18 protein-coding genes and 1 pseudogene are annotated in these 26,305 nt (G+C 38.4%); 17 read left to right on the top strand and 2 right to left on the bottom strand.

The features are described from left to right. Positions 1–515: 515 nt before the first annotated feature. Entirely contained in the window at positions 516–1,421 is a 906-nt protein-coding gene (locus BI182_RS07480; RefSeq protein WP_286806607.1) for a LysR family transcriptional regulator, read from the bottom strand. A gap of 178 nt (positions 1,422–1,599) precedes the next feature. On the opposite strand from BI182_RS07480, the gene BI182_RS07475 reads away from it, so the two are divergent. The 15 genes from BI182_RS07475 (at position 1,600) to BI182_RS07405 (ending at position 22,673) form a co-directional block, all read left to right on the top strand. Then, positions 1,600–2,934 (top strand): aminomethyltransferase family protein, encoded by a 1,335-nt coding sequence (locus BI182_RS07475; RefSeq protein WP_070372598.1) that lies wholly within the window; start codon positions 1,600–1,602, stop codon positions 2,932–2,934. Between the two features lie 250 nt (positions 2,935–3,184). After that, entirely contained in the window at positions 3,185–4,639 is a 1,455-nt protein-coding gene (locus tag BI182_RS07470) for a sigma-54 interaction domain-containing protein (protein ID WP_286806606.1), read from the top strand. Positions 4,640–5,110: 471 nt separating this feature from the next. Next, on the top strand, positions 5,111–6,526 hold the full coding sequence (ltrA, locus tag BI182_RS07465) for a group II intron reverse transcriptase/maturase (protein ID WP_286806605.1): 1,416 nt from the start codon (positions 5,111–5,113) through the stop codon (positions 6,524–6,526). Positions 6,527–7,323: 797 nt separating this feature from the next. Further along, the gene (locus BI182_RS07460; RefSeq protein ID WP_286806604.1) at positions 7,324–8,244 is read left to right on the top strand and encodes an enoyl-CoA hydratase/isomerase family protein; all 921 of its coding nucleotides are present in this window, start codon (positions 7,324–7,326) and stop codon (positions 8,242–8,244) included. 30 nt (positions 8,245–8,274) lie between these two features. After that, positions 8,275–9,126, top strand: a complete 852-nt coding sequence (locus BI182_RS07455) for a 3-hydroxyacyl-CoA dehydrogenase family protein (protein ID WP_286806603.1) — start codon at positions 8,275–8,277, stop codon at positions 9,124–9,126. A 132-nt stretch (positions 9,127–9,258) separates the two neighbouring features. Next, positions 9,259–10,422, top strand: coding sequence for a thiolase family protein (locus BI182_RS07450; protein WP_286806602.1), 1,164 nt, complete (start codon positions 9,259–9,261; stop codon positions 10,420–10,422). Positions 10,423–10,463: 41 nt separating this feature from the next. Then, positions 10,464–12,047 carry a malonate decarboxylase subunit alpha gene (locus BI182_RS07445; RefSeq protein ID WP_286806601.1) on the top strand — a complete coding sequence of 528 codons (1,584 nt, stop codon included), beginning with the start codon at positions 10,464–10,466 and terminating at the stop codon, positions 12,045–12,047. Positions 12,048–12,092: 45 nt separating this feature from the next. Continuing rightward, positions 12,093–14,099, top strand: coding sequence for an oxidoreductase (locus tag BI182_RS07440; RefSeq protein WP_286806600.1), 2,007 nt, complete (start codon positions 12,093–12,095; stop codon positions 14,097–14,099). 267 nt (positions 14,100–14,366) lie between these two features. Then, positions 14,367–15,272 carry a carbon-nitrogen hydrolase family protein gene (locus tag BI182_RS07435; protein WP_070372591.1) on the top strand — a complete coding sequence of 302 codons (906 nt, stop codon included), beginning with the start codon at positions 14,367–14,369 and terminating at the stop codon, positions 15,270–15,272. A 50-nt stretch (positions 15,273–15,322) separates the two neighbouring features. Then, positions 15,323–16,513: an MFS transporter gene (locus BI182_RS07430; protein ID WP_111887169.1), complete on the top strand. Its 1,191-nt coding sequence runs from the start codon at positions 15,323–15,325 to the stop codon at positions 16,511–16,513. Positions 16,514–16,718: 205 nt separating this feature from the next. Continuing rightward, on the top strand, positions 16,719–18,053 hold the full coding sequence (locus BI182_RS07425; protein WP_070372637.1) for an aminomethyltransferase family protein: 1,335 nt from the start codon (positions 16,719–16,721) through the stop codon (positions 18,051–18,053). Between the two features lie 161 nt (positions 18,054–18,214). Then, entirely contained in the window at positions 18,215–18,448 is a 234-nt protein-coding gene (locus BI182_RS07420) for a hypothetical protein (protein ID WP_070372589.1), read from the top strand. 382 nt (positions 18,449–18,830) lie between these two features. Next, complete coding sequence (locus BI182_RS07415; RefSeq protein WP_286806599.1) at positions 18,831–21,164, top strand: methyl-accepting chemotaxis protein; 2,334 nt, start codon at positions 18,831–18,833, stop codon at positions 21,162–21,164. Positions 21,165–21,373: 209 nt separating this feature from the next. Then, positions 21,374–21,784, top strand: coding sequence for an MFS transporter (locus BI182_RS07410; RefSeq protein ID WP_242988605.1), 411 nt, complete (start codon positions 21,374–21,376; stop codon positions 21,782–21,784). Further along, positions 21,669–22,673, top strand: coding sequence for an MFS transporter (locus BI182_RS07405; RefSeq protein ID WP_353744758.1), 1,005 nt, complete (start codon positions 21,669–21,671; stop codon positions 22,671–22,673). The genes BI182_RS07410 and BI182_RS07405 overlap by 116 nt, the downstream gene beginning before the upstream one ends. 205 nt (positions 22,674–22,878) lie before the next feature. On the opposite strand, the pseudogene BI182_RS07400 reads toward BI182_RS07405, so the two are convergent. After that, a pseudogene (locus tag BI182_RS07400) lies at positions 22,879–23,337 on the bottom strand (IS630 family transposase); the annotation flags it as partial. Between the two features lie 1,002 nt (positions 23,338–24,339). Between BI182_RS07400 and BI182_RS07395 the strand changes: the two are divergent. Continuing rightward, positions 24,340–24,588 (top strand): single-stranded DNA-binding protein, encoded by a 249-nt coding sequence (locus BI182_RS07395; protein ID WP_286806598.1) that lies wholly within the window; start codon positions 24,340–24,342, stop codon positions 24,586–24,588. A 15-nt stretch (positions 24,589–24,603) separates the two neighbouring features. Then, entirely contained in the window at positions 24,604–26,031 is a 1,428-nt protein-coding gene (locus BI182_RS07390; RefSeq protein ID WP_286806596.1) for an adenylate/guanylate cyclase domain-containing protein, read from the top strand. The last annotated feature ends 274 nt before the right edge of the window (positions 26,032–26,305 follow it).

The raw sequence follows: 26,305 nt of genomic DNA, 5'->3' as shown, positions 1-26,305 counted from the left end.
TTTAACGGTCTCAGCTTATTTTTGGGGGTATATTTTACGGCCGGTTACTACACTAAGGTCGGACCAATTGAAAACCCATACTGGGTTATTTTCACAAGTCTGATATGGGTTATAATAATGGGGTTATTTGGCTGGGTGTTAGGATGGATTAATGTTTCATTGACTTTTCCGGTCAAAGAAAAGTAAGTTCATACGAAGCGAATGATTAATTGCTTGAAAAACAAAGAACGATTGGCGAAACTCCAATCAACTTAGAGATTGCGATAAATACTGAGGAAGATCTGGTTTTGCCGGGTCTTTTTCCTTATAGACTTGAGTCTGTTTCGTACGCAAAGCGCGCGAAACAGTAAACCACTTATTATGTGATGAAATGTAAAAATTATAGGCATTAATAACCTTTTATGCAAGGAAAGTCATATAATTTTTGTGTAACAATGGCTTAAAATAATAAGTTGTATTAAAAAGGATTGTATGGATAACTTTTGAATTTTTCGCCAAATTGATGCTCTTTTGGCTCACGATTCTTCCTTGTTTTGAAAAGTTTTTATTGCGGTTTGGATAAAGTTATGAATAAGAGGGTTTGGGTTGTCATAGCGGTAATATAAGCACATTTTCACGATAAATTCATGCCCTATAAGCGGAATAGTTTTAATATAATCTCTATCCATATGACGTACACTATATGGCATAATGCTGATGCCTCCAGTTTTACGGATAGCAAGACCCAGTGTATCGACTTGTTGTGTGAAAATAGTCTTTTTTGGCGAAATGCCAAAACGAACAAAGATTGAGAGAATTTCAGCATTGAAATCTCGATATCCGGCGTTGTTGTCTAAAAAAATAAAGGTTTCGTTGACTAAATCTGTCGGATTAATGAATGACTGATTGGCAAGTGGATGCATAGAAGGAAGTAAAACAGCGAGTATTTCAGAAGCAAAAGGTATTTGCCGAAGTTCGCTATTCGCCGTCAAACCAGTGTTAGTTGTGAGAAAAAGATCGCTGTTTCCCGTCAGCAGACTTTTAAGACCTTCAATCGGTTGACAGGATAATATTTGCACATCACATTTTGGATAAGCCAAAGAGAAACGTTCGACGATTGGTTCGGTAAAATCAGATGTGTAGTAGTAGGGACTACTGATTTTAAGGCTCCCTAATTGACCGGAGGTGAGAAGTTTTATCTGTTCAAGTGCAATATGGTATTGCGTAAGCATAGCAGTAAAATTTTCATATGCCACTTTTCCTGCTTCAGTGAGTACGACATGTCTGGTATTGCGCTGCAAAAGTTTGGCTCCCATTTCTGCTTCAACGATTGCAATGTGTCGACTAAGAACAGGTTGGGTAATATACATTATTTCAGCTGTCTTTGAAAAATTAAGTGTCTCAGCCAGTTTTAGATACTCTTCAATATAGTGCAGTTTCAAAGTGGTACCTCCAGTTTTTATTTTGAATATATCAGTAAAAAAGTGCACTGGCAAGTTATTTATGCTTTATTGACATAAATCCCGTTAATATTGGCATTTCTCAAGAATTAAAAAAAGCACTATAATGAAAGCATAAAAGGTAATTACTTTGATAAAAACAATTTTAGGAGGAAGTGCGATGTTTACAATTGACAGTGCAGTAAATAAAGATTGCCCCGTATTGATTAATTGGGGAAAAGATGGCGGTATTTATCCCTATGCATTCACATCCAGTGAGGATGAAATGCTCGCCTGTCGAGAATCAGCGTGGTTTGGTTGCTTTTTAAATTGTTCGCCGGTGTATGATATTTCTGGGCCGGATGCCGTTAAGTTACTCAACTATGTCTGCGTTAACCGGGATTTCGAAAAACTAAAAATCGGTGGGTCAAGACACGCCTTAATGTGTAATGATAGAGGTCAGCTGTTGGCAGACGGTTTAATAATCCGAACTGGAGAAGATACCTTTAGAACCTATTGGCTGGCTCCGATTGTATCATTTTATGTCGATACATTAGGTATGAATGTGACTGGAAATTGGGTTTTTGACGAGTATTTTTACCAGATTGACGGCCCAAAATCATTGCAAATTATGGAGAAAGCTTCACAAACTGATTTACATGACATAAAATTTGCAGGAAGAAAAAATATAAAAATCGCAGGTACTGACGTAACAATAGTGAGACTTGGGATGTCTGGTGCGCTGGCTTACGAAATTCATGGCAGCACTGATCATGCTGATGCTGTTTATGATGCAGTAGTAGCAGCCGGAGCAGAATTTGGTTTAAAGCGCCAAGGCGTCAGTAATTATTGTAGAAGCCATACCCAGGGTGGTTATCCCAATCAATGGATTCATTTTTGGTATCCTTGGCGTTCCAGCGGCGAACAATTGTTGAAATATATTGAGACGTGTCCATATATTTTTGAAGGTCACAAACAATATCCATTCTTTGGAAGTGCAAGCGACAACTCTGAAAATGCCTTTGTAACGCCGTTTGATGTGGCTTGGGAATATTTAATTAACTATGATCATGAATTCATTGGGAAAACAGCGCTTCAGGAAATTGCTAAAAATCCGCCTAAAAAATGTGTGACACTGGAATGGAATTCTGAAGATATTGGGAAAGTTTTTGCAACGCAGTTTAATGGAACAAAGCAAGCAACTGCTGAAGAGATTACGCGTGTCGGTGATGGAGGGGAAGCACCTTTTGTGATCAGCAAGGTTTTAAATAACGGAAATATGGTAGGTATGACCGCAGGAAGAACAAATGACTATTATCATCAAAAAATGATTTCTTTGGCTTTTGTTGAGAAGGATTACGCAATTGAAGGCAAGGAACTGATAGTGATTTGGGGTACCGCAGAAACATCACAGCTTGAGATACGCGCAACGGTTGCACCGTTTCCTTACTATAATGAAGAGTATCGAAATGAAACCTTTGATGTGGAAAAGATACCGCATCCAGTTTTTGAATAATGCTAACTGAGCCACTCACCTGGTTATTCATTCAAATTTAAAATCAGATATTTGAAACAACAAAATGTGTCGTTAATTTTCAGCACCGTTTTTATTAACCTGATTATACAACAACGGGGCAAGAGGTTAAATTAAAGCCTTTGCCCTTTATTAGATACGACGGTTTGACTTTAATTTCACTTTTTAAGGCTTTGACTGAATAATAAAATTAATAAAAGCAAACAGTTAGGTTTAGAACAAAAGGAGGGGAATGTCGGGTATTCTACTCGGTGATCACATGAACTATTATAATATTGGTGATAGAGATACTGAGCAGTTTAATCGCATGTTGGTGGAAAGTCTTTCTGAGATGATATCTATCTCAGTCCGTGGACCGGATAAAAAGTTTGTTTTTGTTAGTGAAGAATTTTTGAAAGGTCTAAAGCTAAAACCCGCTGATGTTGAGGGCAAAGGTTCTACAGAGTTAATCCAGGAAAAATTATATGAATCATCAGCCAGTGAAAGAGCATTTTCTGAAGGAACTGACGCAAAAGAGTTTTTTCATGCGATCGATGACCAATGGGTGTATTCCGAGAGTAAAATTATAAAAGATTTTAAGGGTGAATTAGAATATGTAGTAACATATAGTGTGCTACCTCATGAACTTTTAAAAGAAATTGATAAAATGCGGCTCCATTTGGAATATTATAAGCAAGAAAATAAGCAGCTATATAATTACCTTATTAAAAATGATAACATTCATGTTTTTGCAGACAAAAGTATGAGTAAAATTGTTAAAAATGCGGTAAAAATTGCCCCAACAAATGCTAGTGTGGTGATTACAGGAGAATCAGGTGTAGGTAAGGAAATAATTGCAAAGGTCATTCATGAAAACAGTGATCGTCGTGAAAAGCCATTTGTTGCTGTTTGCATACCCCAAATGTCACCTGCCTTAATGGAGTCGGAGTTATTCGGTTATGAAAAAGGCGCCTTTACCGGAGCACTAAGTTCAGGACATGAAGGTTTGTTAGAAAGTGCTAATGGTGGCACGGTTTTTTTGGATGAGATTGGAGATATATCGCTTGATCTGCAGGTAAAACTTCTTCGTGTCTTGGAAAACCGCAAGTTTACGCGAGTAGGTGGCACAAAAACGATTGAGCTTGATGTTCGCTTTATTGCAGCGACTAACAAGAATCTTAAACAAATGGTGAAGGATAATAGCTTCAGAGAGGATCTGCTTTACCGTATTGGAGTCATTTTTCTTAATATTCCTCCGCTACGAGAACGGAAAGACGATATTATTCCATTGGTTAATCATTTCGTTTCACTACTGAATAAGATTTATTGTAGTCATCACAGAGTTGCTGAAGATGCATATCATTTGTTTAGAGAATATGCATGGCCTGGAAATGTAAGAGAACTACGTAATTTAGTAGAGAAGCTGGTAGTGTTATCAGAAGAGAACCTTATTAACGCACAAATGGTTAATAGACTACTTCAAGGTGAAGACTTTTTAGTAGCAGACACTACAATCGGCACTCGTCAAGATCATGAGGCGATATGGGAAGAAAATACAGTTATAGATAAATATAACCAAATCGAGTCCGATAAGATTCTTACGGCGTTAGTAGAGGCCGGTGGAAACCGTACAATAGCGGCAGAAATGCTAGGTATTTCGAGAAGCACATTATATCGTCGTTTGAAAAAACACCCTATTAATAAATAAACTCGAATATTGGGATATTCTCATAAAAAGCTTGTAATGACTTCACTGTCATTACAAGCTTTTTTTAGTGCGCCCGGCATGGGCGCAATCTAACGGGTGAAAGTCCCGAGCACGGGTAGGTAGTGCCAAGTGCATAGCTTAAGGCAAGGGTGTCCCCGGCGACAGGGAATCTGAAGGAAGCTGGCGGCAAACTTCCGGTCTGACGAACAGAAATCACATCAGGCGTTATCAACTGGGTAAGGTTGCAAATCAAACCAAAGCCCCAAAACTATCCGGAAAGTTGATGATGTAAATGTGGCAGATGGATGGAAGGAAAGATTGCGTTCTTACCCGGGGAGATCTCACGGACGTGTGAAAACAGAGTATGAAACATGGTTGAAATAAGATTTATCGTGAGAAGTCAGCCGAAGCCATAGTACGGAAACATTCTAGATGTCGAAGGAAGGGCTGAACCAGAGGAGGTGAAGATCAATGAAGATTACTGACGGTGATAAAATAAAACACAGAAAACTTCAAAATGAAGGCGATCTGCAAAAGGTATTTGCGGAACAGAAAGAATATGCAGACGTGTGCAAATCACCAAAGATAATTAAAACCGAAATCACCAACACAAGCAAGCAGATGGATGGATTGATGGAGAAAATTCTAACCTGTGATAATCTGAATCTGGCCTATAAGCAGGTGAAGAAAAACAAGGGTGCAGGTGGAATTGACGGGATGCAGGTGGATGAACTTCTGCCCTACCTGAAAGAAAACCGGAATGAACTCATTGAAGCCATCCGAAGTGGAAAATACAAACCACAACCCGTCAGACGGGTAGAAATACCGAAAGATAACGGGAAAACACGAAAATTGGGAATCCCAACCGTGGTGGATCGACTGATTCAACAGGCGATCAGCCAGGTGTTGACGCCGATATTCGAGCAACAATTCTCAGACAACAGTTATGGATTCAGACCGGGGCGCAGTGCTCAGGGAGCCTTGAAACAATGCCAGGAGAATATCACCGACGGATATAAATACGTCGTGGATATGGATCTGGAGCGGTACTTTGATACCGTCAATCACAGTCGACTGATACAGATTCTGTCTGAAACCATCAAAGATGGTCAAGTCATCTCCCTGATACACAAATATTTAAACGCTGGTGTGATGTCAGGCGGTGTATTCGAGAGAAATGAGGAAGGCGTACCACAAGGCGGACCACTCAGCCCAATTCTTGGGAATATCATGCTTAATGAATGTGATAAAGAACTGGAACGCCGGGGACACCGTTTTGTCCGATACGCCGATGATCTGATGATTTTCTGCAAAAGCCGGAGAGCTGCCGAACGAACCCTTAAGAACATCGCACCGTTTATCGAAGGGAAACTGTTTCTTCACATTAATTGGGAGAAAACGAAAGTGGCCAACGTCACAAAAGTGAAATTCCTCGGTTATGGATTCTATATCTACCGGGGACAGGGAAGGTTGCGAGTTCACCCTCAGAGCATTCGGAAGCTGAAGGATAAAATCCGACAGATTACCGGGCGCAGTAATGGGATGGGAATTCAGAGACGAAAAGAAAGACTGCTGCAAATCGTACGGGGCTGGGTCAACTACTTCAAGCTGGCGGATATGAAAAAGATCCTCAAACCGCTGGATGAATGGATGAGAAGCCGGATCCGGATGGTTGTCTGGAAACGCTGGAAGAAAGTGAAAACCCGATTTATCAATCTCAAGAAATTGGGACTGGATGAAGAACGGGCCTGGATGTGGGCAAATACAAGAAAAGGCTATTGGCGAACCGCCCATAGCCCAATCTTACTGAGAACCCTTTCTAATGACCGCTTGAAGCGGGCAGGATATCCCAACTTTTATGATTATTATCTGCAAGTAACCGTGTAAACTTTGGAACCGCCGTATACCGAACGGTACGTACGGTGGTGTGGGAGGTCGGTTGATCAATTAATGGTCAGCCTCCTACCCGATTGGTGGAAAATCATCGTTATTTTATAGTGATATCAGCATCTCCGTAAAATAATCGGGGACATGAACGCGTGTCAAATTGTTTCAACTTCGTTCAGAGGCATTGACATTAGTGTATCAATTTGTCTTATAAAAAATAAAATATGCAAACAGTAATAAAGCATTATGAAGGAGCAGATTCGAAATAAATCGCTTTGCTCCAGGATTATTAAATTGTACATTGTCATAATTTAGTTTTGAATAAAAGTTGGCATATAAATTGCTAATATATAAATTACTTCATATTGCAATGTTAAAAATATGTGAACCACAGATACAATCCCAATTTACTGAATGAATTTATTATTTCAAATCGCTAAGAGGAAAAGAAAATATCTTAATTATTAAATTGCTTTATTTAGAAATGAGATTTTTAGATGTAATAGCCCTTTGTTTTTAATATATCAAGACTAGAAGGAGGTTCAGTGAGCGGAAAAAAGCGCTATTCCAGCTGAAATGAGTAATTTTTATGAATGTAATAAAAAATTTGTCATTATGGTTATAGCTCAATAATGAGTAAAAAAGATATTTTTGATCGATGTGGGAAGATATTTAATTGCTATAAAGTGAGGTTACAGCGCCATGTGCATGAGATAAAGCACTGTTGCCATATAAAAAAGAATAAGATGAAAGGAAAAGTATGACTATCACTTTGGGTATTTCATACGAAATTATTTATGGAAGAGAGTAATATTACTGTTGTAAAGGAAAATGGTATAGCAACAATTCGAATTAATCGACCTAAATTTCTAAATGCGTTAAACAGCACAATTAGCAAAGAAATATTAAATGAGCTTGAAAAAATAAAGCTTGATTCGTCCATTCGGGTACTGATTGTAACCGGCACTGGTAGATCTTTTGTGGCTGGAGCAGACGTAAAAGAAATGTCTGATTTTCCGCCACGCAAGGCAAGAGAATTTTGCACAGTAGCAATTGATATTAATAATGAATTGGAAAGTATGCCAATCCCTACTATCGCAGCAATAAATGGTCTTGCGTTGGGAGGCGGATTAGAACTGGCTCTAGCATGTGATTTTCGAGTAGGGGGCTCACGAACACTTTTAGCTTTACCGGAGGTTGGTCTTGGCATTATCCCCGGAGCACATGGCTGTGCTCGCTTAACATCAATAATTGGACCGTCAAAGGCGAAACAGTTAATAATGCTTAATGAGAAGATACCAGGTAAGCTTGCTTACGAAATTGGTCTGATTAATTGGTATGTTACAGGAAATGCTACCTTGGATGAAGAAGTAACCTCCGCTCAAACTTCACTGATAGCTCAAAAATCTTGTGAGGAAAACAAAGTTTTATTAAAACAAGCAGAAGATAGAGCAAGATCAGCAGAGAAAGTAGCAGATGCTGCTGAAGCTGAGGCTATTTATACAAAAGCAATGGACATTGCGCAATTGTTGAAATCAAAACCTAAATGCGCTTTAGCTGCAGCAAAAGCTGTAATCAATACGGCAGCTAACGAGAGTATTCGAGCTGGTAAGACAGCTGAAACGGCTGAATTTTCTTTATTATTTGATACAGATGATCAGAAAGAAGGAATGTCTGCAATGCTTGAAAAAAGAGTTGCAGTATTTACTAATAATTAAAATTTAAAAGGAATAGGAAGGAATATTATTATGAACATACAAACGATAGGTGTAATTGGCGCAGGACAGATGGGAGCTGGTATTGCGCAGGCTGTTGCAACTGGAGGTTATAGAGTCATTCTTTACGACATTAAGGAAGAGTATTGTGAAAATGCAAAAGAAAAGATATACGCATCTTTAAAGAAACGTGCTGAGGCAGGAAAAATCACAACCGATTTAGTAGAAAATACCATAGAAAAGATTAATACTACTGAGGATTTGAAGCAGTTAGGAATCTGCGATATGGTTATTGAGGCAGTGCCTGAAGTATTAGAATTAAAACAGTCTATATTCAAAGAACTCGGAACGATATGCAGACCTGATGCGATTCTTTGCACAAATACATCCACGATATCAGTTTCTCAGGTTATGAGTGAATGTACAATGAAAGAGCGTTGCGCGGGCATGCATTTCTTTTTTCCTGCACCAGTCATGAAGTTGGTGGAGGTGATTCGATCAAATGATACAACAGATGCTACGGTTTCAGTAATTAAACAAGTGGCCAGTTATATAGGTAAGATAGCTATTGAATGCAAGTTTGATACACCAGGTTTTATTGTCAACCGGTGCTTGTTTGCTTTTCTACAGGAAGCACTTCACTGCTATGAAGATGGCATAGCTACTATCGAAGATATCGATACTGCTATGAAGCAGGGGCTTAATCACCCAATGGGACCGTTTGAAATGATGGATATGTCTGGATTGGATATATATCCTCATGCCTGTGAATCATTAAGAGAACTGCCAGTTACAACATGGGAGTGCTGCGATAGTGTCAAGAAATTAATTGAAGAGGGGCGATTAGGAAGAAAGTCAGGCCATGGATGGTATGACTATAAATAAATATAAACTAAATAGTTTTAAATAGTTTATTTGTCAAGCGTAAAAATATCGAAAGATAAAAAATACTTTTTGCAATTATGTCTATGAAGTTGTGAGGAGTAAGCATTTTTTAGAATTAACAAGGAGGAAATAATGAAAGAAGCAGTTATTGTTGCATATGGACGCAGCGCTTGTTGTCGGGCAAATAAAGGAGGGTTTGCAAATAGTCATCCGATAAATTATGCCGCACAGACACTGAAGGGAGTACTAAGCAAGGTTCCTCAAATCAATCCTGAAATAATAGGTGATGTAATTACTGGATGTGCTATGCCGATAAATGAGGCACATATGAATATCAGTCGACTGATTGTAAATCGAGCTGAATTACCTGATTGTGTACCAGCACAAACGATAAATCGTTTTTGTTCATCTGGTTTACAAGCGATTTCATCTGCGGCTAATGCTATTATTTCAGGGGAATATGATGTAGCAGTAGCAGGTGGCGTAGAGAGTATGAGTAAGTGTTTTATTCCGTATTCTGATTCGTATATGAATCCATGGATTAAAGAAAATTATATTGGTGGTTATATGTCTATGGGTGAAACGGCTGAAAGGGTAGCAGAACATTATATGATCAGACGTGAAGACATGGAAAAAATGGCCTTGGAATCCCATAAAAAAGCCGCAAAAGCTCGTACCGAAGGCAAGTTGGCTCATTGTATCATCCCGGTTTTAAATGATCAAGGTAACATGATCATGATAGATGAGGGGATTCTCGCCGACGAAAATGGAATGCTTAAAACGAGTATGGAAAGAATGGCCGCAATGACTCCGTGTTTCCGTGAAGAAGGTCAAGTAACGGCAGCTACTTCCTCTCAAATGACTGATGCGGCAGCATATGTAGTTATTATGTCTTCGGAGAAAGCATCAGAGCTTGGCATAAAGCCAATTGCCAAGTTTGCGGGATATTCTGTAGCGGGTTGTGACGCAACAGAAATGGGGATGGGACCCTTATTTGCTGTTCCAAAGCTTATGAAAAAATGCGATTTATCTCTCGAACAGATGGATGTTATCGAGATAAATGAAGCTTTTGCATCACAGGCATTAGCGTGCATTAACGAACTTGGTATGGATATGCAGAAGGTTAATCCTTATGGAGGTGCTATGTCCATTGGCCACCCTATGGGGGCTACTGGTGCTATTCTTACGTCAAAAGCGTTGTCTTATCTGAGTGATACTGGTGGACAATATGCCTTGATTACTATGTGTATAGGTGGCGGCATGGGAGCGGCAGGTGTCTTTGAGTTATGTAAATAGTAAGAAGAAATTACTAAGAATTGAATAGGAGAAATAAAATTATGGCAAAAATTATTAGTGCAGAAGAAGCCGTTCGCTTAGTCAAAGATGGCGATGTTTTAGCAGTAAATGGCGTAGCTACAGTATGTAACCCTGATCTGCTTTGTCAAGCTCTTGGCAAACGATACCAAGACACAAAAACCCCTAGTGGACTTACTCTATGGGGTGCAACAGCGCTCGGCTTATCAAAAAAAGGTGCCTTTGTAGATAGTTTGTTTTTAGACAATGAAGGGCTTTTCAAAAAAGCGGTATTGGGACAAGTCAACTCTACTCCTACTCTTGCCCAAATGATTTCTGAAAACAAAATAGCTGGTTTCAATCTCCCTCAAGGAGTGGTTTCACATTTGTATAGGGCTGCGGCAGGAAAACAACCAGCAATAATTAGTGGAATTGGTTTAAATACCTCGGTTGATCCGCGTCTCGACGGTGCGTGTCTTAATGAAAAAGCTCGTAATGAACCTCCGCTTTCCCAAGTCGTAAATATTGCTGAGAAGGAATATCTTCAGTTTTTCACACCTAAGATTGATGTTGCATTTATTGCAGGCTCTATCGCTGATGAAAAAGGTAATATTTCTTTTGAGAATGAGGCTGCTTTTGTTGATGCGATTGCAATTGCATTAGCAACAAAGGCTAATGGGGGAATAGTATGTATTCAGGTTGAGCAGATATCGGATAAGCGATTGCATCCAAAATTGGTAAAGATTCCGGGGAAAGCAGTGGATTATATTATCGTTAACCCGAATCAGTTGCAGTGCGTATTTGAAAAAAACCAGCCAGCTATTAATGGAGATGGGATACTTTATTCAGAAGAGATCGTACCTTACATTGAAAGAATGGTATCATTTATTCCTGGAAATAAGAAAAGATATGATCAATATATCATTGCTCGAAGAGCATATAAAGAGATCAATAAGGGTGACATAATCAATCTGGGAGTTGGCATTCCAGGACTCATTGCTACGATAGCTACTGAATGCGGTGATTGGGAGGATATTACTTTAACCAATGAAGTTGGCCTGATCGGTGGGATTCCCCTGCCTCGTCCTGGTTTTGGCGCTTCTCTTAATGCTGAGATGATTACAGAAATGTCCATCATGTTTGATTTTTATGATGGTGGGAATCTGGATGGTGTATATGTTGGTGCTGCACAGGTATCATCAGAGGGAAACGTTGGTGTAAGCAAAGTAGGTAGTGTAATTATCGGAGTAGGCGGATTTATCAATCTGACACAATCATCACATAAAGTTGTCTTCATGACAAACTTTATGGATGGAAAGAATATGGAGCTAAAATTTGAAGAGAATAAACTTCGCATTATTCAAGAGGGTACTAATCGAAAATTTGTAAATAAAGTAGAACAAATATCCTTTTCAGGAGATGGTGCCATAGAGAATAATCAAGATATTACCTATATCACAGAGCGCTGTGTATTTAAACTGACCCCTGAAGGATTATTATTAACAGAAGTTGCTCCTGGGATTGATATAGAGCGTGATATACTGGCAAATATGGATTTTGTACCATTGATCGCAGAAAATGTTAAAATCATGGATCATGAATTTTTTGATTTTAAAATTCAAAATTAAAAGAAAAATTGTTTTAAATTTACATTAGAAAGTGAGTGCTAATATATGTCTAATATTTTGTTACAACCATATGAAATAGGTAGAATAACAATTAAAAATCGTTTTGTAATGACTCCTGTTCAGCTTTCCTATGCAACACAAGATGGCAAGCCTACACCCAGGTTAATAGAATTTTACCGTCGGCGTGCTGCAGGCGGTGCTGGCCTCATTGTTGTTGGGGCAGTAGGTGTGGATCCTATGCGTATATGCACTGCAGGTGTAATGCAACTTTCGCGTGACAACGATATGCCAGGTATGAAGGAATTGGTAGATGCCGTTCATAAGGAAGGTGGGAAAATATTCCCGCAATTGTGGCATCCTGGAGCTTACGCTAAACCTGAAGAGTACAACGGTCAAACCCCTGTTGCCCCTTCTGATTATAAGTGCAAATTTAATCGAGCCCAGACACGTGCATTAAAAATAGAAGAAATAGAAGAAATTATCTGTAATTTTGCTGCAGCGGCAAAACGGGCACAAGATGTTGGTTTTGATGGTATTGAATTGGTCGCTAGTGCTGGGTACTTAATTGCACAATTTCTATCAGCATCTACAAACTTTCGCACTGATCGTTATGGCGGATTTTTAGATGGCCGCATGAATTTTCTTCGTGATATAGTCGTTGCAGTAAAAAAAGCTGTGGGCTCCGATTTTCCGGTTACCGTACGATTAGCTGGAAATGAGTTTGTACCCAATGGTAATGATAATGACAGTTGCATTATCATTGCCAAGGAATTGGAACGACTTGGCGTAGCTGCACTTAATATAACGGGAGGTTGGCATGAAACGTTGGTGCCACAGCTTACTATGGATGTACCAAGAGGTGCCTTTAGCTATTTGTCAAAACGCGTGAAAGAGGCCGTTTCTATTCCTGTATACGCATGTAATCGCTTTGATATTTCGACTGCAGAAGAAGTCGTAATCCGAGGAGATGCAGACTTTATAGGGTTTTGTCGAGCTTTTATAGCTGACCCGGATATGGTGCGAAAATTAGAGGATGGACGTCCTGATTTAATTCGGCCTTGTGTTGGTTGCAATCAAGGATGTATGGATCACGTTTTCAAGTCAAAACCACTGGCCTGTCTTGCAAATAGTGATGCAGGATTCGAGTCTGAATCTGCGTCTTCCTTGATCAAGAAAATTCTTGTGATTGGTGCTGGTGTGGCGGGGATGGAATTTGCCCTGCGTGCTGCATCTGATGGCTCCATAATTACTGTTTGGGAAAAGGAAGATGAACCTGGCGGACAGATGGATTTAGTTTCTTCACCTCCAGGACGCGAAAGTTTTGCTGAGCTTTCTACTTTCCAATACATCGCCTGCAAAAATATTGGTGTAACTTTTGATTTCAATCATGAAGCTACGGCAGAGGAGATTATATCTTGTGTTGAAAGTGGAAAGTTTGACAAAGTAGTTTTAGCAACTGGAGCTCAACCCTTACTTCCTGATTTTCCAAAAGAGGAAGGTGCAAATATAGTTTCAGCGTGGGATGTTCTGCGTGGGAAAGCATCTATTGGAAAAAAGGTTGTTGTCGTTGGGGGTGGAGCGGTTGGTATAGAAACTGCGTTAAAAATTGCTGAAGAAGGAACTATCAGTGCAGATACGCTTAAATTTCTCTTTCTGAATCGTGCAGAAACACCTGAAATGCTATATGAATTATTGACTCATGGCAGCAAAAAAGTCTCCATTGTTGAAATGCAGCCTAAAATTGGATCGGATATTGGACCTTCTTCCAAGTGGATTATGATGACAAATTTGGAAAGATACAATGTTGACAAACATCCTGATTCAAAAGTTATCTCTATTCAGAAAAATTCAGTTACCGTAGAACGTTCCGACGGCACAAGGGAGATTATACCTGCAGAAACAGTTGTTTTGGCAATTGGATCTCGAGCCGAAAATAAATTGGCAGAGCAATTAAAAGGGAAAATTGCAGATATGGTTGTAATTGGCGACGCTAGAAAACCACGAAAAGTGATAGATGCTCTGAAAGACGCTAAAGAAGCACTCGCAGAATAATCGAAGTAACTTTCTATTGATATAATATATAGAAATCCAAAGTGTCTCGAAATGTGTCAGAAATGCGCATCTTTTATATTCTCAACTTGAGACATTGCGACGCATAATGAAACGGAAACCTGATTTAACGTGGCAAAAGCGGAAAAAAACTTGGCACAAGATTTGCTGTAATTATAACCAAATCTTGTAAGGAGGAATTAATAAAGACTGAGCGCTTTAAAAACAAAAACTACAATTTTAAGAAAACAATTTAAAGGAGGAAAAGTAATGTCTAAAATTAAAATTGCATCCGTAGCAATGGTAAGTGTTCCTGATAAGGCGGTAAATTTGGCAAAAATGTTGTGTTTTATTGATGAAGCAGCCCAAAAAGGGGTTGATCTTATTGCGTTTCCTGAATTTTGTCTTCCAGGTATTCCAACTACATTTACTATGATGTCTACCAACATTGATGCGACATCTTATTGGGTGAATGCAGCGGAGTATGTGCCCGAGGGTGATTCAGTTCAGGCCTTGATTGCAAAGGCGAAAGAGCGTAATATTTATATCTCTTGGACCATGTCAGAACAAGACAAGGAGTATTGTGACAGATTCTACAATTGTGGTGTATTGGTTGGGCCAGAAGGATTTATAGGGAAATACAGAAAAATTCAACAACCCGGTACAGAACGGCTTTTCTTCCATCCTGGTAACGAGATACCGGTGTTCGACACAAAAATCGGTAGAATTGGTATGATGATCTGTTTTGATAGGTGGTGGCCAGAAATCGCAAGATGCCTAAAAATTGGGGGTGCAGAAATAATACTTGCAATGTCCGCCTGGCCAGGAACAGATAAAAGCACAGGCGAGGATGATTTCACTTTGAATCTCTGGACGAGTACTGGTTATTGCCGTACGCTTGAAAACGCCGTTGTACTTGTAGATAGCTGTGGAGCTAGCCCGGAAAATATTACCCGCATGGAAGAAGGCCTTGAAGCAGGGCATGCAAGAATATATAGTCCAGAAGGTTATGTTATTGTTACAACTGGCTGGGAAGAAGACATGGCGATTGCGGAGATTGATCCAAAGGCGGCAATTGCAAACTGCTTTGCTACTTTTGGTCTTGGAAACATGGATTCTATCAGAGATCTACGAACTGATATATATATACCGTATTTTGAAAAACACAGAAGATAGCTGTATGATGAGCAGCTAAAATTACCTTAAAAATACAGGAGGGGTTTTATATGGAAAATAAAAAATTAGTAAAAGCATCACTTGCTCTATCTTCGACTTACCTATATATTAATATCGGTATTTTTGTTTCAGTTTTCGGGAATATTGTGAAAACATATTCAAGTAATGGCGCTGTAATGACCAACTTGATTTATCTCATTCCCAATCTAACAGTTATTCCGTTTATTTTTATAGGAGGAAAATTGTGCAGTTGGTTTAGTAAAAAGACTCTTCTAGTAATAGGCTTATCTATTTTTTCGTTAGCTGGAGCAGGGACTCTTTTATTTGAAAATATCTATTATGTCTTGGCTATGAGAGCATTGCTTGGAGTTGGAATGGGGATTCTTTATCCTCTTGCAAGAGCTCTCGCTGTACAGTACTTTGATGGCGAAGAACGAGCAAGTATGTTAGGGATCATGCAGGCTACAGCATGTGGAATCGGTGTTCTACTGGCACTTGCTTCAGGAAGAATTGCTGTCGTTGATTATCACTATGCGTTGTTCTTGTATCTGATTGCTTTGCCCATCGCACTGTTGGCTTTTTTGGCTTTACCTAAAGATGAACCAGAAAAAAAACTTTATCAACATGCGGCAAAGGAAGAAAAAATGCAGAAATTCAGTTCCTCATATTACTATTTTCTAGCTGCTGTGTTTTTTCTATCGGTAATCTTAGTTATAAACCAATTGAAGATGGGGGTATTTGTTACCACTGAGCAATTGGGGACACCCATGCAGATAGGGATTGGAAGTGCGACTGTATTTGTGGCAGGTTTTCTATCGGGAATGCTGTTTGGGAAAATATATACTAAAATTGAGAGATATACAATTGCGTTGGGATGCTGTCTATTGGGGACAGGGTATGTTATTTATTATTTTACGTACAGTATTACAGGCGTTTATCTTGCCTGCGCTACAGCGGGTGCTGCGGTAGGACTGATCCAACCGTATTTTACAGCAAGAGTAGCTGTATTGGTGCCTAAAGAAAGAGCGACAATGGCTATAACATATCTTGGAGTGGTTTATTCGCTTGCTTATTTTTTAGCATCGTATATCATCCCAATGATTGAAAGTTTATTTAATGTTACAACTGCAAGGGGTTCGTATTTGCTGTTTGGAGTCATTGCACTTATAGGTTTTGTTGTGTCGATAGTTTGTACACTACTCTCACAGTCCAGTCAAAAAAAAGCTGATAATGTAGCGTAAAGTCATTTGAATTTTATAAGGTTTTTCAGTGGGGGGATGGTATCCATTTGTTTAAAAGCTTAACGATTTAAAATTTTCTGACTATAAAGACATGAATTTAAGGTGTCATGAGGTTAAAGCGGATAACACCAACATCGTAGTAATTGCTGCTTGCGTTATCCGCTATCAATATAAAATTAATTTTATTATGAAAGGAAATATAACAATGAAATTTTCAGTAGATAGTTCGATTAATCGGGATTGCAAACTTATGAATAAGCGAGGACCATCGCTGTATCCATTCTTGGTTTCGTCACCTAAAGAGGAATTGCTTGCATGCAGAGAGACCGCATGGTTAGGATGCTTTTTGAATATTTCACCGGTCTATGATGTCTCAGGACCAGATGCAGTAAAACTACTGAATGACGTATGCGTAAATAGGGATTTTAGCAAGTTAAAGATTAGCGGTTCCCGACATGCATTAATGTGCAATGAGAAAGGACAGCTTATTGCTGATGGATTAATAACTAGAATCGATGATGAGACATTCCGTACTTATTGGTTGGCACCAGCGTTGCCATTTTATGTGGACACACTTGGAATGAATGTAAAAGGCCAGTGGATAACAGACGAGTATTTTTTCCAGATTGATGGACCAAAGTCTCTTCAAATACTCGAAAAAGCTACCCAGACAGATTTACACGACATTAAGTTCGCAGGCAAAAAGGACGTTAAGATCGCTGGTACAGATATGACTGTAGTGCGGCTCGGGATGTCGGGTTGCTTAGCTTATGAAGTTCATGGTGAAGAAAAAAATGCCGATTTGGTCTTTGACACCATCATGGAAGCAGGTAAGGAATTTGGTATTAAGCAGCAAGGCACGAATACATACTGCAGAAATCACACTCAGGGCGGCTATCCGAATCAATGGATTCATTTCTGGTATCCGTGGCTTTCTAGCGGAGATGCGCTTGCACAGTTCGTTACTAATGAACCACATATTGCTCCTCACCATAAAATCTACCCATTCTCAGGAAGTGCAAGTGATGATGTTCAGAATGCATTCGTGACACCGCATGACCTTGCGTGGGATTATCTAATTAGTTATGATCATGACTTTGTTGGTAAAGAAGCGCTACAGGAAATTGAAAAGAAAAGTCCGAGAAAGTGCGTAACTTTGGAGTGGAATGCGGCAGATGTTGGAGAGATTTTTGCCAGCCAGTTCATGGGTGCTGAGGTAGAGCCCTTAGACATAATTACAAAGGTAGGAGATGGAGCTGATGAACCGTTCATTATCAGCAAGGTATTATGTGAAGGGAGTGTTGTCGGTGTGGCTTCAGGCAGAACACATGACTTTTACCACCGTCGTATGATTTCTCTTGCGTTTATCAAATCAGAATTCGCTATAGAAGGAAAAGAACTCAAAATCCTTTGGGGAACGCCGGGTACACCTCAAAAGGAAATCCGGGCAATAGTGGCACAATTCCCTTATTACAATGAAGAATATAGAAATGAAACATTTGATGTAGAAAAAATTCCCCATCCAGTATTCAACGTTTGAGATTTTATTTAACAGGTCATGATCAAGAGATGGGCATGGTAAACACAATAAAGGACTGAGGCGCAACCTGGCACTGCCGGGAAAGTCGTGCTAATAGATGAGTCATAAAATAATGTGTTCAATTGATTTGAAAATTTTAGCGATAAATAGAGGTGAAATAATTGAAAGTAAAAGATATTCTAATTATGGGATTACCAGGTATTGTTATGGGGTTTATAATGAGTTTTATAATTTCTTATTTTGTAATTGGTATACCTGAAAATGAAATAGCAAATGCGATCAATAATGGGATAAGTGGATTAGTCAGCACCTTTTTGGGTGTTTTAATGACCTTTGTTGTGAATAAACAAAAGATAGCCAAGTGTTTTGCAGAAGTGAATGAGAAAAGCAAATAATAACTGTACAATTTAGCGATTTTAACATGGCAGAAAATTTAAAAACTGTAGATTAGATGGGCTTGTTGCATATTTATTTTGATGATCAATTTTATTTATATTTCCGCAGTTCCAATGGTGTTGGAAATTTTCAGTTTTGTGGTTATAACAGGTCAATTCTTCTTTATTGAACATAACTTTGGAATCGTGTCATGGAAATTAGTTACTGGTTTGCCATCGATACGATTCCGTTGATTATTATACAGCGGATTATTATGGAAAGGTGAAAAGGGCACCGGTATGACATCAGCTTCGTTTAACAGGTGGTTATGCAAAGGTTACTTATTTACCGAATGTGTTATTTGGTAAGTGTATCACTTTGTAGAGATACAAGGAGAGAAAAATGAAATTCAAAAGAAGGCTATTAAAAAAAATAATTATTGATCAATGTGCACCATTGTTTTTGATCACTTTGATGCTACTGGTTCTATTACTGGGAATATTTAACCCATCTAATAAAATCAACGAAACAATTAATTCTTTAATGGCTGTTATTTTCTTAATATTTTCTATTTCTGCAATCAGCGTATACTGTCTTTCAATGAAAAAATGGTATACCAAAATTGTCAATATGGCTGATATGTTGGGTAGAATTAACATATCAGAACAAAGCAGAGTTGGTAACGTTCTGGCAAGTGAGGGTGGTAATCCGTTGGATGAACTGATCTTACGAATCAAAATGGTTGAGCATCAGATTGAGTTCCATTATAAGATGGTTCATTCAATTTCGGAAGGAGATTTTTCACCTAAAAGCGAGTTGCTATCAGCTAACATTCCTTTTGATTTGGCATTATTGAGAATAAATGAGTGCTTAAGTGTATTAGAAGCTACAACTGAAGAAAATGTTCTATTAACCCAATGCGATAAGGGAGACAGAAAAATACCTGGTGTTATGGAACTTTCTGGAGGATTTCAAAGGGTCTTTATAAATCAGCAGCAAGCGCTAAAAAAAGCAACTGAACAAAAGGATTTTCTCGGGGCAATCCTTGATGCAATTCCATATGCTTTGATGGTTACAGACGATAATTACAAATACAAATATATCAATAAAGGCATGGCTGATTATTTTATTAGCAAAGGCGTCATTGAAACGCGTGAAATGGCAGTGGGTATGGATTGTAGTTTATCCGGCTCGAGCATGTGTGGGAATGAAAACTGTGCCAGAAAAATGTTGATTGAAAGAAGCATAAATACTGTAAACTTTGATGCAAGAGGAAAATATTATAAGCAAGATATTGCTTATTTACTTGATAAAAATGGGAAGCCCACTACGGATATCTTAGAGATGACACTAGATCAGACAGCTGTAATGAGTGTGAATGCTTACAATCAAACGGAAATAAAACGGCTTGTGGGGAACTTGGGTAATTTAGCAAGGGGAGAGCTAAATTTTGACTTGAATCTTGGTGAGCCGAATGAATTTACGCAGGAAGTCTATCAGCAATATGAAAGTATCAGAGAGATGATGCGACAGGTAGGAGCATCAGTTGGCGGTTTGATTGACAACACGACTTGGATGATTGAGGAAATAATGAAAGGGAATCTAAGTGCCTGCGCTGATGAAATAGGATTTGAAGGGGCGTGGAAAACGCTGATTATTGGTCTTAACGCAATTCTAAAACGGATAAAAGCACCTTTAGATGAAGTAATTACTGTGATGACAGCTGTTTCAGGCGGTAATCTGAACGTTATGGTCAAAGGCGATTACCAGGGCGACTTCGATAAGTTGAAACAATCAGTAAATCAGACCAATACTTATCTGAACTGGATCACGAAGCGAATAAAAGATATAACTGGCGAAATCAGTAACGGAAATTTGGCATTGGATACTATTGATAGTTTTGATGGTGATTTTTCTGAAATTTCCACTGCTCTAAATGATATTATTGAAACTCTGAATGAGCTGTTATCAGAAATCAACCATGCTGCTGAGCAGGTTTTATCAGGTGCCAGTCAGGTAGCCAGTGGTAGTCAGTCGCTTGCACAAGGTTCGACTGAGCAGGCCAGTGCTATTGAAGAATTGACTGCTGCGATTAGTGAAATTGCCAATCGGACTAAAACAAATGCGGATTCAGCAAATCAAGCACAGGTGTTATCAAAGAATGTCAAATTAGGTGCTGAAGCTGGTAATGGGCAAATGGCTACCATGCAACATGCTATGGAAAAAATCAATCAGTCATCCATCGATATTTCAAAGATCATAAAAGTGATCGATGATATCGCCTTTCAGACAAATATTCTGGCTTTAAATGCAGCTGTTGAGGCAGCCAGAGCTGGACAACATGGCAAAGGTTTTGCAGTGGTAGCGGAAGAAGTACGAACTTTGGCAGCACGTAGTTCGGATGCCGCAAAAGAGACAACATTTCTAATTGAAGGTACCATCAATAAGGTGAAAAATGGAACTGAGATTGCCAATCAAACTGCAATATCTCTTCATGAAATGGTAGATGGGATCGGTAAGATCTCCGAAATTAATGGTCGTATTGCTTCGGCATCAACTCAACAGGCCGTAGAAATTGCTCAGATCAACCAGGGCATTGAGCAGGTGTCACAGGTAGTCCATCAGAATTCAGCGACTGCTGAAGAAAGTGCAGCGGCCAGTGAAGAACTGTCCGGGCAAGCGGAAATGCTTAAAAATAAGCTATATCGATTTAAATTAAAGAATGGGAAGTGCTAATTTTTCATCGATATCACCAAACAGTTTTAGCTGTTATATGAAGAACAAATTGGTAGAGCGGCAGACTAAGCGTAAATGTTAAGAATGAAGATTAGCTCAACTTCAATTAAAACAAAAAACGACAATAAGTTGTTTAAATGCCATTACGAAAGGCTTAGTTGGCAAACTGTAGATCTTTTAGTGGCATTTTCTCATTTGGAAAATAATACTTGAAGATAAAATATTTCAGAACATTTTGTCTTCTGAGTGAAACGAAAGGAATAATTATTGAAATGAATCATCTAAATCGCTGGATATATGCCAGCGTCGGAGTTGTTATTATGTTGTTGGCCGGTCTTGTTTATGCATGGACTGTTTTGCAGGCGCCAATCGCCATGATGTATAAAGAGTGGACAAAAAGCCAGCTATCAGTCACGTTTACAATTATCATGTTTTGTTTTTGCCTGGGCGGTTTCCTTGGTGGAGTAATGCAAAAAAAAACTGACACCGCGAGTCATTGTTTGGATTTCGGCCCTGCTGTTTCTGGCTGGTTTCAGTATTACCTCAGTTGCCGATTCACTGATTACCCTTTATTTGGGTTTTGGGGTATTGGCGGGCTTGGCTTTAGGACTAGTGTATAATGCAGTAATGAGTTCAGTAACGAGCTGGTTTCCTGATAAACAGGGATTTATTTCAGGGCTTCTGCTAATGGGATTTGGGATAAGCGGTTTTATTATTGGAAAAGTCTACACTGCGGTAACGCCAATGGATAGCAATGGCGGTTGGAGGACAACGTTTTTAGTATTTGGGTTTATTATTTTTGTCGTCATGGCTTTTGCCGGTTTTTTTATAGTAAAGAACGATAAACAATGGGATGTTGATGTAACAGAAAATGTTAAAGAATCTGAAAAAAGTTATGAGGAGATTTGTTCAAAAGAAATGGTAGTGCGCCCTTCATTCTGGTTATATCTTTTCTGGGCGACGTCGCTCTCAGCAGCGGGATTGGCCATCATTTCGCAGGGGGCACCGATGGCAATGGAAGCTTGTCCGGAAATCACAATGAGTACTGTAGCAACGGTTGTCGGTCTTATTTCGGTCTTTAATGGAGTGGGACGGATTGTATTCGGTACACTGTTCGATAAAATTGGACATTTTTTCACAATGGTTATTGGGAGTGTGATATTTATAATCGCGATAATATTGCTGATAACCGCATTAACAAGTCATATGATGGTATTACTGATCGTCGCTTATATCGTAACGGGGCTTGCTTACGGCTGCATAACCCCGACAGGATCGGCCTATGTTAATCGTTTTTATGGTTCAAAGAACTATCCGATCAATCTTTCCGTTGTGAATATGAATATGCTGGTTTCATCATTTGGATCGATGGCTGCGGGTATTGTATTTGATCTGACGCATTCGTGTGTCGCAATTCTTGAGATGGTTATTATTCTGGTTGTACTCGGTACAGTTGCATCATTTTTTATCCGGAAACCGAAAGAAGCGCATTTGCCAGTGATTCAATAGTTGTTTGATAAAGTTTTATAGGTATATGAAATATTTGTTGACGTTTTAATTAAATGATTAAATATGAAGGGTGTAAGCGTAAAAAGGTATCAATATGGTTGTACATCCCATAAGTGAAACAGTTAGTTAATGCCAGCAGATTTTGAAACAGTCAACAATTTTTTGTCAGAAAAACTATATATAATTGATTAAAGATTTTGAATAGCTATAACTTGAAACACAGTCTCTGAATGACCGCTTCCCGGACTGAATGGAGGTTAAGAAATCAGCAACATTCTTACGTATTTCAGAAACAGAATGATAGAATACATTATTAACGACCCGTTCCTTCAGCCACTTCCAGAGTCCCTCAATGAGATTCAGATTCGGGTTGTAAGGCGGTAGGAAAATCAGTTGGAGCCGGTCAGCATTCTCAGTAAGAAAGGGAATCAGCAGTTTTGCGTGATGGATACGTGCGTTGTCCAGAATCAGAACGGTCTTACCATCCGGATTCCTTGAAAGTAAATTTTCAAGGAATCCGAGGAAAACCGCTGCATCATAGGTTTCATGCTCCTTCGCAGTAAACTTCACCGGTTTCGTAGTTAAGATTTCCGACCAATTTTACACCGCGATGTTTCCCATAAGTCGGTACATACCGGTCCAAATATTTAATTATTATACTTTTTAGCGTAATAATACAATTTAGCGTAATTGACAATACCGCTAAATTGTATTATAATTTACGTTCTTAGACAAAATCGTACGTAAAATTTAATACAATCGAAGGCCACCTTGTGATGAGGTGGCTTTTTGTATTGTGGTAGAAATGGCTTTGCAAAGCGGTTTCATAGCAGATATGAATTCGATATAAATAAAATGGTTGAATGTCGAAAATAGTAAAGTTTGCCAAAGTGTAGAAAATATTTTTTACAGAGTAGGGGTGTGCAAAAGGGTGCATTTTTTAATAGGGGTGTGCATTTTAGGAATTGAAGAATGATGACGTATTTCCAAAAACGGGTGCGTTGAGACAGTTGTATTGATGTCACCGGTTTAGAAATATACTATTAAAAAGTGTTAAACAATTGGATTTCAAAGTGTTTAGAAAATTTAAGTTCTTGCTCTATTTTTTAAGGAAATATCCAAACATACCTTAACGCAGGGCCGAGTTAACGGGTTTAAAAAAGATAGGTTATGGATGAGTAGCTAAGATTTAGTAGTAACAGTTTGACTAGGTAATTGCATTAGTGGTTATAATGTGAAGAATGTATTGCATAACACAGAAGTAGGAGTAGATGCATTTTTGAAATTTTTGCACATGGCACTTAATCCATTAATCAGTAGACAATTATATAAAAAATCTGTATTATCAAGACAGATATTCTATATGTGGTTTCTATCAAAGGAAAATTTCTTAGAATATTACATAACCTTTGACGGTAAAAAGTACAAATTTCAGAGAAAATTTACCGTTCATATAAGCGTCAAGGTTGGATAGAACGCAAACGTCTAGAGGTGTTTGCAACATGGTACGTTAGCTAGATGTTTTTCTGAATGATGGTTTTGGTATTCACTACTAAAAGTGGTCTGTTGATGGGGCTGCTTTTCGTTCATATATTGACAAAATCACAGAAAGTAGTAAAATAGTATTATTGACAACGTTGTCATTGCGATTGTCAGGAGGATAAATATGTATGATGTCAACGAACTATTAGAACTTGCACTAAAGGAAATCGAAAATCTAAATTACAACGAGGTCTTTCTCTTGAAAGAATTGTTCAGAGGATATGAGTGGAATCGAATACCACGTAAGGATAGATTATTGCTTGGTACGCTGTTTCTTAACCACATCAATCGGTATGGCGGTAAGGTTCAACCGATTGAAAAAACTACTTCAGGACAGCAGAAGTATAAAATAAAAAAAGAGAACAAGAAATAAGCAGGTGGTGTGCAAATGGCATATTCATTGTCAAAAGACGAGTTTGAAACGGCTAAAAATGCAATTGAAAATATATTAACTCAAAAGGTGGAAAATATAGAGTTAACTGATGCAATTCCTCCCATAGATGAAATCGCTGACTCGAATAAAGTTTTCAAAGGTAAACTCTCAATTTTATTTGTAGATATGAGAAAATCAACAGATTTGACAGATGAAATTAAATCTAAAAAGATGGTAAAAGTCTATAGAGCTTTTATACGTTCTATTATCCAAGCAATAAGATACACTGGTGGATATAGTCGTCAATTTGCTGGAGATGGAATTATGGGTGTATTTCAAGACAGTATTGAGGATGATATAAAAACAACATCCTCTGAGAAGGCCTTAAATGCTGCTAGATACATATTGACTTTAATCGACTATTGTCTTAATCCTAAGATGAAGAAATATATGGATGGCCTCGGAGTTGCTTGCGGTATTGGCATTTGTACAGGAAACATTATGGTTACTAAGGTTGGTATGCGTGGAAAAGAGGCGGATGAAGCAACAGAAAATGAACTTGGCATTGTTTGGGTTGGTTCAACCACAAATTATGCGAGTCGCCTATGTTCCTTAGCTACTCCAAGAGAAATATTTATTGATGAAACGACGTTTAAAGAAATAGATAATGAACAGGATATTTGGACAAAAACAGAACGACTTAAAGGAACAAAAGCTTTTGAGGGGTATGTATCAAAGGATTATTATTTAGAATTACCTGACAATGTAAATGCAGAATTGGTTATCGGTGAAGATGAGAAAGATAATGGAACATCAGCTATTGAACAAATATTTGAGGAAACAAAAGCGGAGGCATTATCTTTAATTGATGATATTAGTAAAAAGTCAGCCGAATTGTCTATAGCACTTGCGAATATTAAAAAAAGAGAAGAAAATTTAGAAATGCGAGAGAATCAAACTAGTCAGAAGGAATCTCGCTTAAGCCAGAAAGAACAACAGTTGCAGGATATGCAGATAACACTTGAAGAGAAAGACAAGCGAAATCATATTAATGAATATAATCTTAATAGAGATTTTTTCGCTAAAGCATATCCGAGCGACCCCGCTATAAAACAGATTGGAAAAGATTTTTGGATCAAATTGATTAATGATATGTATTTGTATGGAAATCGTATAGAAAAAGAGAAAAAAGATGTGATTTTAGACCTGAATTATTATTTAATTGATATTTATTATGATTTGGATATGTATGAAGAAGCCTATGATGTTTTATGTGTATGTGCGCAATATGGGGAAAAGGTATTGTTCCGCAACTTTGAAGGGATTGTTAGAAAATCGGGACATTGGGCATCGTTAAAAGGAAAGTTGGAAACAAGAATATCTCAAAGCAATATATATGATTTTCAAGAAGCGTTAAACAAATTAAAAGATATGGGATATTAACTGTAAGGTGGTCGGACTATGAAAAACGAAAATAAACTAGAAAAAGATGATTTATATCAGATATTGGTGTTAATTGTCAAATTATAAGTGTCAAAACAGTCCTGATTTAATCAAATTATTCCGGCTAAGCCGAGCTTTTCAACTATGGTATAATGATTAATCATTAAGCACTTTAAGGAAGCCTAAGCCATGGTTCACCTGGAACACTTTTCTGAACACCCACTGGATTACATCAACGAATTCCACACCACGGAAAGAGTCCGCATTGACAGCT

The sequence above is a fragment of the Acetobacterium sp. MES1 genome, from assembly GCF_002237635.1.
Lineage (GTDB): Bacteria > Bacillota > Clostridia > Eubacteriales > Eubacteriaceae > Acetobacterium > Acetobacterium wieringae.
This window is presented reverse-complemented; position numbering and strand designations above follow the sequence as displayed.